We start from the raw sequence: 13,211 nt of genomic DNA on the forward strand, positions 1-13,211 counted from the left end.
GCTGGTTTCCGGGGCGGAGAAGAGGAAGACCCGCAGGTGGGAGCCCAACCGTGAGACTGCTGCACACCTCCGACTGGCACCTCGGACGCAGCTTCCACCGTGTCGGACTCCTCGACGCGCAGGAGGCGTTCCTCGACCACCTGGTCGAGACGGCCCGCGCCGAGCGGGCCGACGCCGTCGTCGTCGCGGGTGACCTGTACGACCGCGCGGTCCCGCCGCTGCCGGCCGTCCGCCTCTTCGACGACACGCTGCACCGGCTCGCCGCCCTCGGCGTGCCGGCCGTCATGACCGCGGGCAACCACGACTCGCCGCTGCGCCTCGGCGTCGGCGCCCGCCTCATGGAGCGCGCCGGGATCCACCTGAGGACCGACCCCGCGCACTGCGCGACGCCCGTCGTCCTCGGCGACCGGCACGGCGACGTCGCGTTCTACGGCCTGCCCTACCTCGAACCGGCCCTCGTGCGCGACACGTTCGGCGTCACCGCTGGCACGCACGCGGCCGTCCTCGGTGCCGCGATGGACCGGGTGCGGGCCGACCTCGCCGCACGCCCCGCGGGGACGCGGTCCGTCGTCGTCGCCCACGCCTTCGTCACCGGCGGGCAGCCGTCGGACAGCGAACGCGACATCGCCGTCGGCGGGGTGGCGGCCGTGCCCGCCGCCGTGTTCGACGGCGTCGACTACACCGCGCTCGGCCACCTCCACGGCTGCCAGGTCATCACCGACCGCCTGCGCTACTCGGGCTCGCCGCTCGCCTACTCCTTCTCGGAGGCCGCCCACCGCAAGTCCCTGTGGCTGGTCGATCTGGACGCCACGGGCCGCGTCCACGCCGAACGCGTCCCCTGCCCCGTGCCGCGCCCCCTCGCCCGGATCAGGGGCCGGCTGGACACCCTGCTCACCGACCCCGGGCTCGCCCCGCACGAGGACGCCTGGGTCGAGGCCACCCTGACCGACCCGCTCCTCCCGGACGAGCCGATGGCCCGTCTCGCGGCGCGCTTCCCGCACGTCCTGCATCTCGTGATCGCCCCCGAGCGCACCGACCCGGCCGCACCCGTCTCCTACGCCGAGCGCGTCAGCGGCCGCGACGACCAGCGGATCGCCGAGGACTTCGTCGCCCATGTCCGGGGCGGCCACGGGCCGGATGCCGAGGAGCGCGCCGACCTCCGCGCCGCGCTGGCCGCCGCCCGTACCGGCGGAGCCGCCCGGTGAGGCTCCACCACCTGACCGTCACCGCGTTCGGACCGTTCGGCACCACGCAGCGCGTCGACTTCGACCGCCTGTCCGCCGCCGGCCTCTTCCTCCTCCACGGACCCACCGGCGCCGGCAAGACGTCCCTCCTGGACGCGGTGTGCTTCGCCCTGTACGGCTCGGTCCCCGGCGCCCGCCAGAGCAGCACCGTCACCCTGCGCAGCGACCACGCGGACCCCGCCACGCCCACCGAGGTCGTGCTCGACCTCACCCTCGGCGACCGCAGGCTGGAGATCACGCGGCGCCCCGAGCAGGAGCGCCCCAAACGGCGCGGCGCGGGCACCACCCGCGACCGCGCCCGCACCCTCCTGCGGGAGCACGACCCCGCCACCGGCACCTGGCGGGCACTCAGCAGCTCGCACCAGGAGATCGCGGCGGAACTCGGCGGCCTCCTCGGCATGAACCGCGACCAGTTCTGCCAGGTGGTCCTCCTGCCGCAGGGGGACTTCGCGCGGTTCCTGCGCGCCGGCGCCGAGGACCGCGCCACCCTCCTCGGCCGCCTGTTCGACACCCGCAGGTTCGCCGCGGCCGAGGCCCACCTCGCCGATCTCCGCGCGGACGCCGGCCGCCGGGTCCGCGCGGCGGACGACCGTCTCCTCGCCATCGCCCACCGCATGGGGCAGGCCGCCGCACCGCTCACCGGCCTGCCCGCCGTGCCGGTCGACGACAGCGGCGCCCCCGGCCTCGCCGCCGGTCTGCTCGGCTGGGCCGCCCAGGCCCGCTGCGCCGCCCGCGAGCACCACACCGTCGCACGCCTCGCCCTCGCCGCCGCCGAGACCGCGCACGAGGAGGCCGGCCGCCACCACACCGCGATCCTCGACCTCGCAGGCCGCCAGGCCCGCCACGCCGACGCCCGCCGCCGTGCCGACGCCCTCGCCGCCCGCCGCCCCGAGTACGACGCGGACCGCCGCGCGCTGGAGCGCGCCCGCGCCGCCGACACCGTGGCCCCCGCCCTCGACCTGCGCGAGAGCGCAGCCGCCGAGCACCGCGCGGCCGCCGATGGCGAACGCCGGGCACGCGCCGCCCTGCCCCGGGACCTGGCCGACGCCCCGGCCGACCGGCTCGCCGAGCGGGAACGCGCCACCCGCGCACTCGTCGGCACCCTCACCGCCGCCCGGAACGCCGAGGACCGCGCCGACCGCATCACCGCCGACATCGCCCTCCTCGATGAGGAGGACAGCGCGGAAGGACGCCTCCTCGACGGTCTGCGCGCCCGCCTCGACGCCTGGCCCGCCACCGAGGAGGCGCTGCGCCGCCGCGCCGACGAGGCCAGGGACGCAGCCGCCCGTGCCGAGGCCGTCGCCGAACGCCTCCCCGCCGCGCGCCGCCGCCTCGCCGCCGCGCACCGCCGCGACGAACTGACCGGCCGGATCGCCGCCGCGGAGACCGGGCTGCTGGCCGCCCGCGAGGACGCCACCACCGCGCACGCCCACTGGCTCGACCTCCGCGAACGCCGCCTGCGCGGCATCGCCGCCGAACTGGCCGCCGCCCTGACCCCCGGCGCGCCCTGCGCCGTCTGCGGCTCCCCCGACCACCCGGCACCGGCCCGCGCCGCGGCCGACCAGGTGGACCGCGCCGAGGAAGAGGCCGCCGAAACCGCCCACCGGGCCGCGGAGGAACGCCGCACCGACGCCGCAGGCCACCTCGCCGCACTGCGCGAGGCGCACGCGAGCGCCGCGGCCGAGGCGGGGACCGAGCCGTACGACGCGCTCGACCGGACCGTCACCGCCCTGAACGCCGACCTGGAGGCCGTCCGCGCCCTCGCCGACGAGGCTCCCGCCGCCCGCATCGCCCTCGCCGACGCCGAGCGGGAGCACACCGCGCTCCGCGACCGGGCCGAGGAGACCGGACGCCGCGCCGCCGCCCGCCGCTCCCGCCGCGCCGCGCTCACGGCCGAGCGCGACGCCCTGCGGGACGAGGTTGCCCGCGCCCGGGCCGACGCCCCCTCCGTCGCCGCCCGCGCCGCACGGCTCACCGCCCTCGCCGACGCGCTCGCCGGCGCTGCCGCCGCGGCGCGCGCGGGCGCGGAGACCGCCGACCGTCTCAAGGCCGCCGACGCCCGCGTCGCCGACGCCGCCTACCGCGCCGGCTTCGGCACCCCCGACGCCGCCGCCGGCGCCCGCCTGGCACCGCAGCGGCAGCGCGACCTCCAGCAGCGCATCGACGCCCGGCACGCCGAGGAGTCCGCCGTCGCCGCCGTCCTCACCGACCCGGCGGCCGAGGCAGCGGCCGGCCTGCCGGCCGCCGACCCCGCAGCCGCCGGGGCCGCCCTCGCGGCCGCCACCCGCCGGCTGCGGCAGGCCGCGGCCGCCGAGGAGGCCGCCCGCACCCGCGCCGCCGAACTGGACGCCCTGTCCGCCCGAGCCGCAGCCGAGACGGCCGCCGCCGCCCCCCTGCGGAACCGCGCCGGCCGCCTCGCCCGCCTCGCCGGACTCGCCGCCGGCACCTCGCCGGACAACGCCTACCGGATGCGGCTGGAGACCTATGTCCTGGCCGCCCGCCTCGAACAGGTCGCCGCCGTCGCCGGCGCACGCCTGCACCGCATGTCCGCCGGCCGCTACACCCTCGTCCACTCCGACGCCCGCGCCGCGCACCGCGCGCGTTCCGGTCTCGGCCTGCACGTCATGGACGCCTGGACGGGCCGCGCCCGCGACACCGCGACGCTCTCCGGCGGCGAGTCCTTCATCGTCTCCCTCGCCCTGGCCCTCGGGCTCGCCGACGTGGTGACGGCCGAGGCGGGCGGCCTGCGGCTGTCGACGCTCTTCATCGACGAGGGGTTCGGCAGCCTCGACGAACAGGCCCTCGACGACGTGCTCGACGTCCTGGACGGGCTGCGCGAGCACGACAGGACGGTCGGCATCGTGAGCCACGTACCGGACCTGCGGGCACGCGTCCCCGCCCGCCTGGAAGTGGTGAGGACTCGCACCGGGTCGGCCGTGCGCCACCGCATGGCACCGCTCCACCCCTGACCGACGCGCCGATAATCGGCTGACCCGGCGTCAAAACGGTGCGAGCATGCCCGCCGTGCACGAAGACCTCTCCGCCTACCGGCGCGACCCCCTGCCGCTGCTCGGCCGCACCGCCCTGGTCACCGGGGCCAGCCGCCGCGCGGGCATCGGCTACGCCACCGCCCGCCGCCTCGTCGCCCTCGGGGCGAGCGTCCACCTCCACCACCACGTCCCGCACGACGCGCGCCAGACCTACGGCGCCGATCCCGACGGCCCCGACGCCCTCGCCGCGGACCTGCGCGGCCTCCTCGCGGACGGGGCACGCGTCACCCACGGCCCGGCCGACCTCACCGCCCCCGAGGCACCGGCCCGGCTCGTCGACGAGGCCGCGCAGGCCCTCGGCGGCCGGCTCGACATCCTCGTCGCCAACCACGCGCTGAACGGGCGGGACGGCTCCCTCGACGCCATCGACGCCGGCATGCTCGACGCGCACTGGCAGACCAACACCCGCTCCACCATCCTGCTCGTCCAGGCCTACGCACGCCTGCGCGCCGCCGCGGGCACCGGCATCCCCGGCGGACGCGTCGTCCTCATGACATCCGGCCAGGACCTGCGCGGCGGCATGCCGCACGAGATCGCGTACAGCCTCTCCAAGGGGGCGCTCGCCTCGTCGGTCCGCTCCCTCGCGACGGCCCTCGCGCCCGCCGGTGTCACCGTCAACGCCGTCAACCCCGGCCCGGTCGACACCGGTTACGCCGACGAGGAGTCCCGCGCCCTCGTCGCGGGCCTCTTCCCCGGCGGCACCTGGGGCACCACGGACGACCCCGCGCGGCTCATCTCCTGGCTCGCCACCGACGAGGCCGCCTGGATCACCGGCGAGGTCATCAACTCCGAGGGCGGCTTCGCCCGCTGACCCGGAAGGGGCGGGCGGCCCCGCACGGCCGCCCGCCCGGTCGCCTCACAGCGCCGACAGTTCGGCCACCAGGTCGTCGAGACCGAGCGATCCCTGCGACAGCGCCGCCATGTGCCACTTCTTCGGGTCGAACGCGGCGCCGTGCCGCTCGCGCGCGGCCGCACGGCCCGCCAGCCACGCGCGCTCGCCCAGCTTGTAGCCGATCGCCTGCCCGGGCATGCCCAGGTACCGCACCAGCTCGCTCTCCACGAACTCGGCGGGCCGCCCGCAGTGCAGATCGAAGAACTCCTGCGCCAGCTCCGGGGTCCACGTCTCCCCGGGGTGGAACGGCGAGTCGTCCGGGATGCGCAGCTCCAGGTGCATGCCGATGTCCACGATCACCCGCAGCGCCCGCATCATCTGACAGTCCAGGTACCCGAGACGCTGCTCGGCGTTCTTGAGGAACCCCAGCTCGTCCATGAGACGCTCGGCGTACAGCGCCCAGCCCTCCATGTTGGCGCTGACCCCGCCCACCGTCGTCTGGTAGTGCGAGAGACGGTCCGCCACGTACGCCCACTGCGCGAGCTGGAGGTGGTGCCCCGGCACGCCCTCGTGGTACCACGTCGACACGAGGTCGTAGACGGGGAACCGCGTCTCGCCCATCGTCGGCAGCCAGGTGCGGCCCGGCCGGGAGAAGTCCAGCGAGGGGCCCGTGTAGTACGGCGCCGCCGCGCTGCCGGCCGGAGCGATCATCGACTCGACGCGCCGCACCGGCTCGGCCAGCTCGAAGTGCGTGCCGTCCAGCGCGTCGATCGCCTCGTCCATCAGCGCCTGGAGCCAGGCGCGGACCTCGTCCACGCCCTCCACGGCCTCACCCGCCGTGTCCAGGTGCTTCAGCGCCTCCCACGGCGTGGCGCCCGGCAGGATCTTCGCCGCCTCGGCCGTCATCTCGGCGAGGAGCCGGTGGAACTCCGACCAGCCGTACGCGTACGCCTCCTCCAGGTCGAGGTCGGCACCGTTCCAGTACCGCGACCACAGCGCGTACCGCTCGCGGCCGACGACGTCGGGGCTGCCCTCGACCGCGGGCGCGTACACGTCCCGCAGCCAGTCCCGCAGCGCGGCGATCGCGCCCGTCGCCTCGGCCGCCGCGCCCGTCAGTTCGGCGCGCAGCGCCTCGGGGCCGTCGGCGACGAGGCCCGCGAACCAGCTCGGGCCGTCCGCGCCGCCGCACCACTCGTCGAGCTGCCCGATGACCGTCACGACCTGCCGCGGCCCGCCGTGCAGCGACCTGGCGAGGCCCTCCTGGAGGGACGCGCGGTAGCCCTCGACCGACGCGGGGACGGCGCGCAGCCGCCGCGCCAGCACCGACCAGTCGTCCTCGGTGTCCGTCGCCATGAGCGTGAACACCGTGCGGATGGAGTGCAGGGGCGACTCGATGTTGCTGACGGCGCGCAGGGGCTCACCGGCTTCGTGCACGGCGAGTTCGGCCGTGAGGCGCTCCCGCAGCAGGCGGGCGCAGCGCCGTTCCGCCTTGTCGTCGGCGCCCGGCAGCTTCTCCGCCTCGTCCAGCCGCTCCAGCGTGCGCCGCGCGAGCGCCGCGAGCGCTTCCTGCCCGGCGGGGGAGTAGTCCGGCAGGGAGCCGGCGGATTCGGCGACACCGAGGTAGGTGCCCGTGATCGGGTCGAGTTCGACGAGGGAGTCGACATAGGCGTCCGCGAGGCGGCGGGGGAGTGGCATGGTGAGATCGTCTGACATGGTGCTCATCCTGGTACCGGGAGCGCGGTTCGTCACGGGGGTTCGCCCCACGCGTACCGTCAGCCCCCGGCGGGCGCCGACAGCGCGGCCGCGGGGAGCGCGCCGATGTCCGCGCTGACCACCGTCACACCGTCCCGGCGGTCCCGCTCCGGGACGACGCCGGCGCCGCCCAGCACGGCCGACATCTCCGCGCCGGCCGGGCACGTCACCGCGTACACGGTCCCGCGGCCCGCCCGTACGGCGAGCGCCAGGAGGGACCGCAGCAGTTCCCCGCCGACACCGCGCCACTGCCAGGCGTCCTCGACGAGGAGCGCGACCTCCGCCTCGTCGTCGTCCCACAGCAGGTGACCGAGGGCCACCAGATGCCCGGGCGCCGACTCGACCGCCATGCTGAGGCCGTGGCGCGGGCTGAGGAGGTGGCGCAGGTAGCCGTCGGCGCCGTCGGCGGGACCCGGGTACCGCCGGGTCAGGGTGGCGGACGAGCAGCGGGTGTGCAGCGCGCGTGCCGCGTCGATGTCGCCGGGGCCCGCGGGGCGCAGCAGCAGCGGAGTCCCCGTGCTGTCGGTGATCCGCCGCGCGGTGCCGCCCCCGTCCCCCGGGGCACAGGGCCGACCCGACCGGTAGCCGTCCCCCGCGGGGTGTGCGGGGCGGCGCGGAAGGCGGATCGAGCCGTGCGGTGTGTCGCGGTCTGCCATGGCAGCACTCTCGCCGTCCCTTGTTGCGTGATCACGAACGCCCTGTGACCGGCGGGTAAAGGCGGCTTACGGTGCAAAAGCGCCGTCCCGACGGGCCGCGCTGGACAGCCGTGCGGCCCGTCGGATGGGATGACGGGATGGTGGACGGACGGAAGAGCGCGGGCGGGGCGGCGGACGCGGGCGTGGCGACCCGGGATCCGCTGGCCGTGTTCGAGGCCGAGCGCGGGCTGCTGTTCGCCGTCGCCTACCGGATGCTCGGCCGTGTCGGCGACGCCGAGGACGTCGTGCAGGAGTGCTGGCCGCGCTGGGCCGCCGCCGACCACGCACGGATACGCGAACCGCGCGCCTTCCTCGTACGCGTCGTCAGCCGGCTGGCCCTCGACCGGCTCCGCCGGATCGCCGCCCTGCGCGAGACGTACGTCGGCTCCTGGCTCCCCGAGCCGCTGCCCGCCGACCGCGCCCGTTTCCCGGCGGAGGCGCCGGACGGCGCGGACCGCGCCATGGCCGCCGAGACCGTCTCCTACGCGGTGCTCGTCGTGATGGAGTCGCTGTCGCCGCTGGAGCGCGCCGTGTTCGTGCTGCGCGAGGCGTTCGGCCTGCCGCACGCCGAGATCGCCGAGGCGCTCGGCCGTGACGAGGCGGCGGTGCGGCAGCTCGCCACCCGCGCGCGCCGCCACATGGCGGAGCGCCGCCCCCGCTACACCGTCGACCCGGCGGAACAGCGCGACCTCACGCGGCGGTTCCTCGCCGCGGCCGTCGAGGGCGACCTGGCGGGCCTGCTGGCCCTGCTCGCGCCCGACGCCGATCTCGTCACCGACCGGGGCCGCCTCGGGAAGGGGCCGGTGCGGGTCATCGCGGGCGCCGACCCGGTCGCACGCTTCATCACCGGCATCGCGGGCCGCCCGCCGGCCGGCGTCGCGGTCGGCGAACTGGCCTGCAACGGCGGCTCCGCCCTCCTGGCGACGCTCGACGGCCGGCCGTACAGCGTCTTCCTGCTCGACACGGCGGGCGGCCTCATCCGGCGGATCCAGCTCCTCAGCAACCCGGAGAAACTGACACACCTCGGCGCCGTGTGAGCACCGGCCCGGCCCGGGTGTGCTGTGAGTCGGACCGCAGGGCAGGCGACGTCGCGACCGTCAGCGCGCGGTGCCGCCCATGTGTCCCCCCGCGAAGAACTCCTTGAGCACGGGCGCCAGTGCCGCCGGTGCCACCTGGTGGTCCTGACCCCCGAGCGTCCCGTACCGTCCGCTCGGCACCGCCTCCGCCACGGCCCGGCCGGTGTCACGGAACCACTGCGGCCCCGCGTCGCCGCACAGCACCAGCACGGGCCGGTCGATGCGCGCCAGCCGGGCCGCGGGCACCCGCCCGTCGCCCATGACGGCGTCGTCGTACGCGAGGGTCGGTGCGACGGCTTCGAGCCCCGCCCACGCGGGCGACTGCCGCATCCCGGCGACGGCCTGCGGCGGGACACCGACGCGGCCCATGAAGAGCTCGACGGCCCCCGCGCGGTCGCCGGCGGCCAGCAGCGCGCCGAGCCGCGCGGTGTACGCCCCGGCGTCGGCGCGCATCGCCGGGGCGGTCGAGTACGGCACCTCGTACACCGCGACGCGGGTGATCGGCAGACCACTGGCGGCCGCTTCGAGGGCCAGCGCGCCGCCGGACGACATGCCGTGGACCCCCGCTTCGCCGCCCGCCGCCTCGATCACCGCCGCCAGGTCCTCGACCTCCCGGGCGACCGCGCAGGGGGCGGTGTCGCCGCTCTCCCCGCGACCGCGGCGGTCGTAGACGTACACCGTGTGGCGGTCCGCCAGCTCCCCGGCTAGCGGCGCCTCCGTGGCATGGGTGCACAGGGCGCCGCTGACCAGGACCAGCGCCGGACCCCGCCCCACCCGTTCGTAGGCGATGGTGGTGCCGTCGCGGGATACCGCCTTCTCCATAAGCCCTCCTCCGTCGGTGACCACGTCGGGGCCGGCAATGCCCCCATGGGAGAGACCGCGCGGCACCGCCGGACTCATCGGTGCCGCGGCTCAGCGTCCTCCGGCCACGCGCAGGACGGCGCCCGTCGTGTACGACGCCTCGTCCGACAGCAGCCAGGCGATCGCCGCCGCGACCTCGTCCGGCTCGCCGGCCCGGCGCAGCGGGATCTCCGGCGCCATCCGCGCGGGCCGGCCGGGATCGCCCATCGCGGCGTGGATGCCGGTGGAGATCAGGCCGGGCTGCACGGAGTTCACGCGGACGCCCTCCGGGCCGAGTTCCTTCGCGAGGCCGATCGTCAGTGTGTCGAGTGCCGCCTTGGCGGCCGCGTAATGGACGTACTCGCCGGGGCTGCCGAGCGTGGCGGCGCCGGACGAGACGTTGACGATCGCGCCGCCCGCGCCGCCGTACCGCGTGGACATGGCCCGGGCCGCCTCCCGGGCGCACAGCAGCGCGCCGAGGACATCGACCTCGACGACGCGCCGCATGACGGCGGGGGACGTCTCGGCGAACGGGCCGAGCGGCCCGGTGATCCCCGCGTTGTTCACGAGGCCGGTGAGCGGGCCGGCGTCCGCCGCCGTCGCGAACAGACGCCGTACGTCCTCCTCGTCGGCCACGTCCACCCGTGCGGTGACGGCCGCGCCGCCGGCCGTGCGGACCCTGGCGGCCACCTCGTCAGCCGCGGCGGCGTCCCGCTCGTAGCCCAGCACCAGGGCGTGTCCCGCGGCGCCGAGTCGCAGCGCGGTGGCCGCGCCGATGCCGCGCCCGCCGCCGGTCACGACCACGACACCGCGGCCGGCCGTTCCCGTGGTTCCCGTCTCCGTGTGCACACCGGCACCCTACGGCCCGCCGGGCGGGCACGGAACGACCGTGGCGAGCGGCCCATCCGATCGGCCACCTTCATGGACCGGGGGCCGCCGACGCTCAGCCGTTGATGTCGAGTGCCGTCCCGTACAGGCGGTCGACCTTGAGCCGGATGACCACCCGGCGCTCCGCCACGAGCTGTTCGAGGAACGCGGTCTCGTCCTCCGGCTTCGCCGCCTCCGGCACCATGCCGAGCAGTTCCCGGCCGACCGCGTCGCCGGGGACCGTCGTGACCCCGGAGACCTCCGCCTCGCCCTCGGCGACCGCGAACGACCACACGTCGCCGCCCTGGACGTGCAGCGCGGCACGCGGCTCCCGCCGCAGGTGCACGACCTTCACGCGGTCGGCCGTCGTGGAGAGCCGCACGACGCGGGCCTCGGGGTCCCAGCTGTACAGCATCGTGGTCAGGTGCGGGTGGCCACTGCGCTTCACGGTGGCGAGGGTGCCGAACTGCTGCTTCCCGAGGAGGACGGAGAGAGCGTCGTCGGACAGGGGGCGGGGCGCGGGTCCTTGCGTCATACCGCGGTCAACTCCCTTGCCCGCCCCGTTGTTCCGCGGCCACTGAGACCTGTGTCACAGGCGGCGCCCCGGTGGCCGGCCGGTCAGAGGATCGCGCCCGGCCGGTAGGACGCCGCCGCCGGGTGACGCTTGACGACGTCCTCCACGCGCGCCACGACCGCCGCCACCTGTCCGGCCGCCGCGCCCGTGAACGACAGCCGGTCCGCCATCAGCGCGTCGAGACCGGCCCGGTCGAGCGGGATCCGCTCGTCGGCGGCGAGCCGGTCAAGCAGCTCGTTCCGCTCGGCCCCCTCGCGCAGCGCGAGCGCGGACGCCACCGCGTGCTCCTTGATCGCCTCGTGCGCCGTCTCCCGGCCGACCCCGGCGCGCACCGCCGCCATCAGCACCTTCGTCGTCGCGAGGAACGGCAGGTAGCGGTCCAGCTCCCGCGCCACGACGGGCCGGAACGCGCCGAACTCGTCCAGCACCGTCAGCAGCGTCTCGACCAGCCCGTCGAACGCGAAGAACGCGTCCGGCAGTGCCACCCGCCGCACCACGGAGCACGAGACGTCGCCCTCGTTCCACTGGTCGCCGGCCAGCTCGCCCGTCATCGAGGCGTAGCCGCGCAGGATGACGGCCAGGCCGTTGACGCGCTCGCAGGACCGCGTGTTCATCTTGTGCGGCATCGCGGACGAGCCGACCTGCCCCGGCTGGAAGCCCTCCGTCACCAGGTCCTGGCCGGCCATCAGCCGGATGGTCTTCGCCAGCGACGAGGGTGCCGCCGCGAGCTGCACCAGCGCCGTCGTGACCTCGAAGTCCAGCGACCGCGGGTACACCTGCCCCACCGACGTGAGCACCTGCCCGAAGCCCAGGTGCCCGGCGACCCGGCCCTCCAGCTCCGCCAGCTTCCGCTCGTCACCGCCGAGCAGGTCCAGCATGTCCTGGCTCGTGCCGACCGGACCCTTCACGCCGCGCAGCGGGTAGCGGGTGAGCAGCTCCTCCAGCCGCCCGAAGGCGACCAGCAGTTCGTCGGCCGCGGTGGCGAAACGCTTCCCCAGCGTCGTGGCCTGCGCCGGAACGTTGTGGGAACGGCCCGTCATCACCAGCTCGCCGTACTCGCCCGCGAGCTGCCCGAGGCACGCCAGCACCGCCACCACGCGGTCCCGGACCAGCTCCAGCGACAGCCGGATCTGGAGCTGCTCCACGTTCTCCGTGAGGTCGCGGGACGTCATCCCCTTGTGGATCTGCTCGTGCCCGGCGAGCGCGTTGAACTCCTCGATGCGCGCCTTCACATCGTGCCGCGTGACCCGCTCGCGCTCCGCGATCGAGGCCAGGTCCACCTGTTCGAGGACCCGCTCGTAGTCCGCGACCGCACCCTCGGGAACGGCCACACCCAGCTCGTCCAGCGCGCGGAGGACCGCGAGCCACAGCCGGCGCTCCAGCACCACCTTGTACTCGGGGGACCACAGCTCGGCCAGGGACGGCGAGGCGTAGCGGGCGGCCAGAACGTTCGGAATGCGCGGCTTGTCAGTCACGCCACCGGATTCTACGGCCTACTCCTCGGCCACCGGCGGGGCGAGGTCGGGACGCTTGGGCGGCCGTCCGTCGCCCGACGACCTGCCGGTCAGCCGGCGCCCGATCCACGGCAGCAGGTGCTGCCGCGCGAACCGTACGTCCGCGCCGCGGCGCGCGTACCAGCCGGGCGGGGCGGTCACCGGCAGCGCCTCGTCCCACGCGAAGCCGACCTCGTACCCGAGCCGCTGCCACACGGCCTCGGCCACGCGCCGGTGCCCCTCCGCCGTGAGGTGCAGGCGGTCGTCGGCCCACAGCCTCGGATCCCCGAGCGGCACCGACGCGTAGAGGTCGACGACGGTCGCGCCGTGCCGGGCCGCCAGGTCGTCGATGAACGCGAAGAGCTGGTCGAGGCGCCCCCGGTACCGCTCCAGGACCGGGCCGCGCCGCGCGGGGCTGCGCATCAGGACCAGGTGCTTGCAGGCCGGCGCCAGGGTCGCCACCGACCGCTCCAGCAGGCCGCACACGCGGTCCATGTCGCACCGGGGCCGCAGGACGTCGTTCAGGCCGCCGACCAGCGTCACGAGGTCGGCGCCCATCGCGGCGGCGGCCGGCACCTGCTCCTCGGCGATCTGGTGCATCAGCTTGCCGCGCACCGCCAGGTTGGCGTACATGAAGCCGGCCCTGTGCCGGGCGAACCGATGCGCCAGCAGATCGGCCCAGCCCCGGTACGTGCCGTCCGGCATGAGGTCCGACATGCCTTCGGTGAAGGAGTCACCGAGTGCGACAAAACTGCGGAAATCCGGTGCGCTGTCCATGACCGCATCAT

Annotated in this window: 11 protein-coding genes; 4 read left to right on the plus strand and 7 right to left on the minus strand. The window is 76.0% G+C overall.

Features of this window, described 5'->3' with window-relative positions; genetic code table 11:
• Positions 1-50 precede the first annotated feature (50 nt).
• Genes EMA09_RS27210 through EMA09_RS27220 form a run of 3 tightly spaced genes read left to right on the plus strand, consistent with a single transcriptional unit; the run spans position 51 to position 5,105 of the window.
• Positions 51-1,205, plus strand: coding sequence for an exonuclease SbcCD subunit D (locus EMA09_RS27210; protein ID WP_129843602.1), 1,155 nt, complete (start codon positions 51-53; stop codon positions 1,203-1,205).
• Complete coding sequence (locus EMA09_RS27215; protein ID WP_129843603.1) at positions 1,202-4,213, plus strand: SMC family ATPase; 3,012 nt, start codon at positions 1,202-1,204, stop codon at positions 4,211-4,213. The genes EMA09_RS27210 and EMA09_RS27215 overlap by 4 nt, the downstream gene beginning before the upstream one ends.
• Before the next feature lie 46 nt (positions 4,214-4,259).
• On the plus strand, positions 4,260-5,105 hold the full coding sequence (locus EMA09_RS27220; RefSeq protein WP_129843604.1) for an SDR family oxidoreductase: 846 nt from the start codon (positions 4,260-4,262) through the stop codon (positions 5,103-5,105).
• A 45-nt stretch (positions 5,106-5,150) separates the two neighbouring features.
• Here the strand turns inward: EMA09_RS27220 and EMA09_RS27225 are convergent, their stop codons facing one another.
• Both EMA09_RS27225 and EMA09_RS27230 read right to left on the minus strand, forming a co-directional pair.
• Positions 5,151-6,839: a DUF885 domain-containing protein gene (locus EMA09_RS27225; protein WP_129843605.1), complete on the minus strand. Its 1,689-nt coding sequence runs from the start codon at positions 6,837-6,839 to the stop codon at positions 5,151-5,153.
• 59 nt (positions 6,840-6,898) lie between these two features.
• Positions 6,899-7,534 carry a GNAT family N-acetyltransferase gene (locus EMA09_RS27230; RefSeq protein ID WP_129843606.1) on the minus strand — a complete coding sequence of 212 codons (636 nt, stop codon included), beginning with the start codon at positions 7,532-7,534 and terminating at the stop codon, positions 6,899-6,901.
• 137 nt (positions 7,535-7,671) lie between these two features.
• Between EMA09_RS27230 and sigJ the strand changes: the two genes are divergently transcribed.
• Positions 7,672-8,610, plus strand: a complete 939-nt coding sequence (gene sigJ, locus EMA09_RS27235) for an RNA polymerase sigma factor SigJ (RefSeq protein WP_129843607.1) — start codon at positions 7,672-7,674, stop codon at positions 8,608-8,610.
• 60 nt (positions 8,611-8,670) lie between these two features.
• Here the strand turns inward: sigJ and EMA09_RS27240 are convergent, their stop codons facing one another.
• From EMA09_RS27240 to EMA09_RS27260, 5 genes are all read right to left on the minus strand, one after another.
• Positions 8,671-9,471: an alpha/beta hydrolase gene (locus tag EMA09_RS27240; RefSeq protein WP_129843608.1), complete on the minus strand. Its 801-nt coding sequence runs from the start codon at positions 9,469-9,471 to the stop codon at positions 8,671-8,673.
• Between the two features lie 90 nt (positions 9,472-9,561).
• The gene (locus tag EMA09_RS27245) at positions 9,562-10,338 is read right to left on the minus strand and encodes an SDR family oxidoreductase (protein ID WP_129843609.1); all 777 of its coding nucleotides are present in this window, start codon (positions 10,336-10,338) and stop codon (positions 9,562-9,564) included.
• Positions 10,339-10,432: 94 nt separating this feature from the next.
• The gene (locus tag EMA09_RS27250; protein ID WP_129843610.1) at positions 10,433-10,891 is read right to left on the minus strand and encodes a TIGR03618 family F420-dependent PPOX class oxidoreductase; all 459 of its coding nucleotides are present in this window, start codon (positions 10,889-10,891) and stop codon (positions 10,433-10,435) included.
• Between the two features lie 83 nt (positions 10,892-10,974).
• Positions 10,975-12,405, minus strand: coding sequence for an adenylosuccinate lyase (gene purB, locus EMA09_RS27255; protein WP_129843611.1), 1,431 nt, complete (start codon positions 12,403-12,405; stop codon positions 10,975-10,977).
• 18 nt (positions 12,406-12,423) lie between these two features.
• Positions 12,424-13,200, minus strand: a complete 777-nt coding sequence (locus EMA09_RS27260) for an SGNH/GDSL hydrolase family protein (RefSeq protein WP_129843612.1) — start codon at positions 13,198-13,200, stop codon at positions 12,424-12,426.
• Positions 13,201-13,211: the final 11 nt, after the last annotated feature.

Origin of the sequence: Streptomyces sp. RFCAC02, from assembly GCF_004193175.1 — a bacterium.
In the GTDB taxonomy this organism is placed as follows: Bacteria; Actinomycetota; Actinomycetes; order Streptomycetales; family Streptomycetaceae; genus Streptomyces.

Coding starts and splice junctions, on each gene's coding strand:
- EMA09_RS27220 (WP_129843604.1), top strand. CDS start 4,260: ATGCCCGCCGTGCACGAAGACCTCTCCGCCTACCGGCGCGACCCCCTG.
- EMA09_RS27250 (WP_129843610.1), bottom strand. CDS start 10,891: ATGACGCAAGGACCCGCGCCCCGCCCCCTGTCCGACGACGCTCTCTCC.
- sigJ (WP_129843607.1), top strand. CDS start 7,672: ATGGTGGACGGACGGAAGAGCGCGGGCGGGGCGGCGGACGCGGGCGTG.
- EMA09_RS27240 (WP_129843608.1), bottom strand. CDS start 9,471: ATGGAGAAGGCGGTATCCCGCGACGGCACCACCATCGCCTACGAACGG.
- EMA09_RS27225 (WP_129843605.1), bottom strand. CDS start 6,839: ATGTCAGACGATCTCACCATGCCACTCCCCCGCCGCCTCGCGGACGCC.
- EMA09_RS27260 (WP_129843612.1), bottom strand. CDS start 13,200: ATGGACAGCGCACCGGATTTCCGCAGTTTTGTCGCACTCGGTGACTCC.
- EMA09_RS27230 (WP_129843606.1), bottom strand. CDS start 7,534: ATGGCAGACCGCGACACACCGCACGGCTCGATCCGCCTTCCGCGCCGC.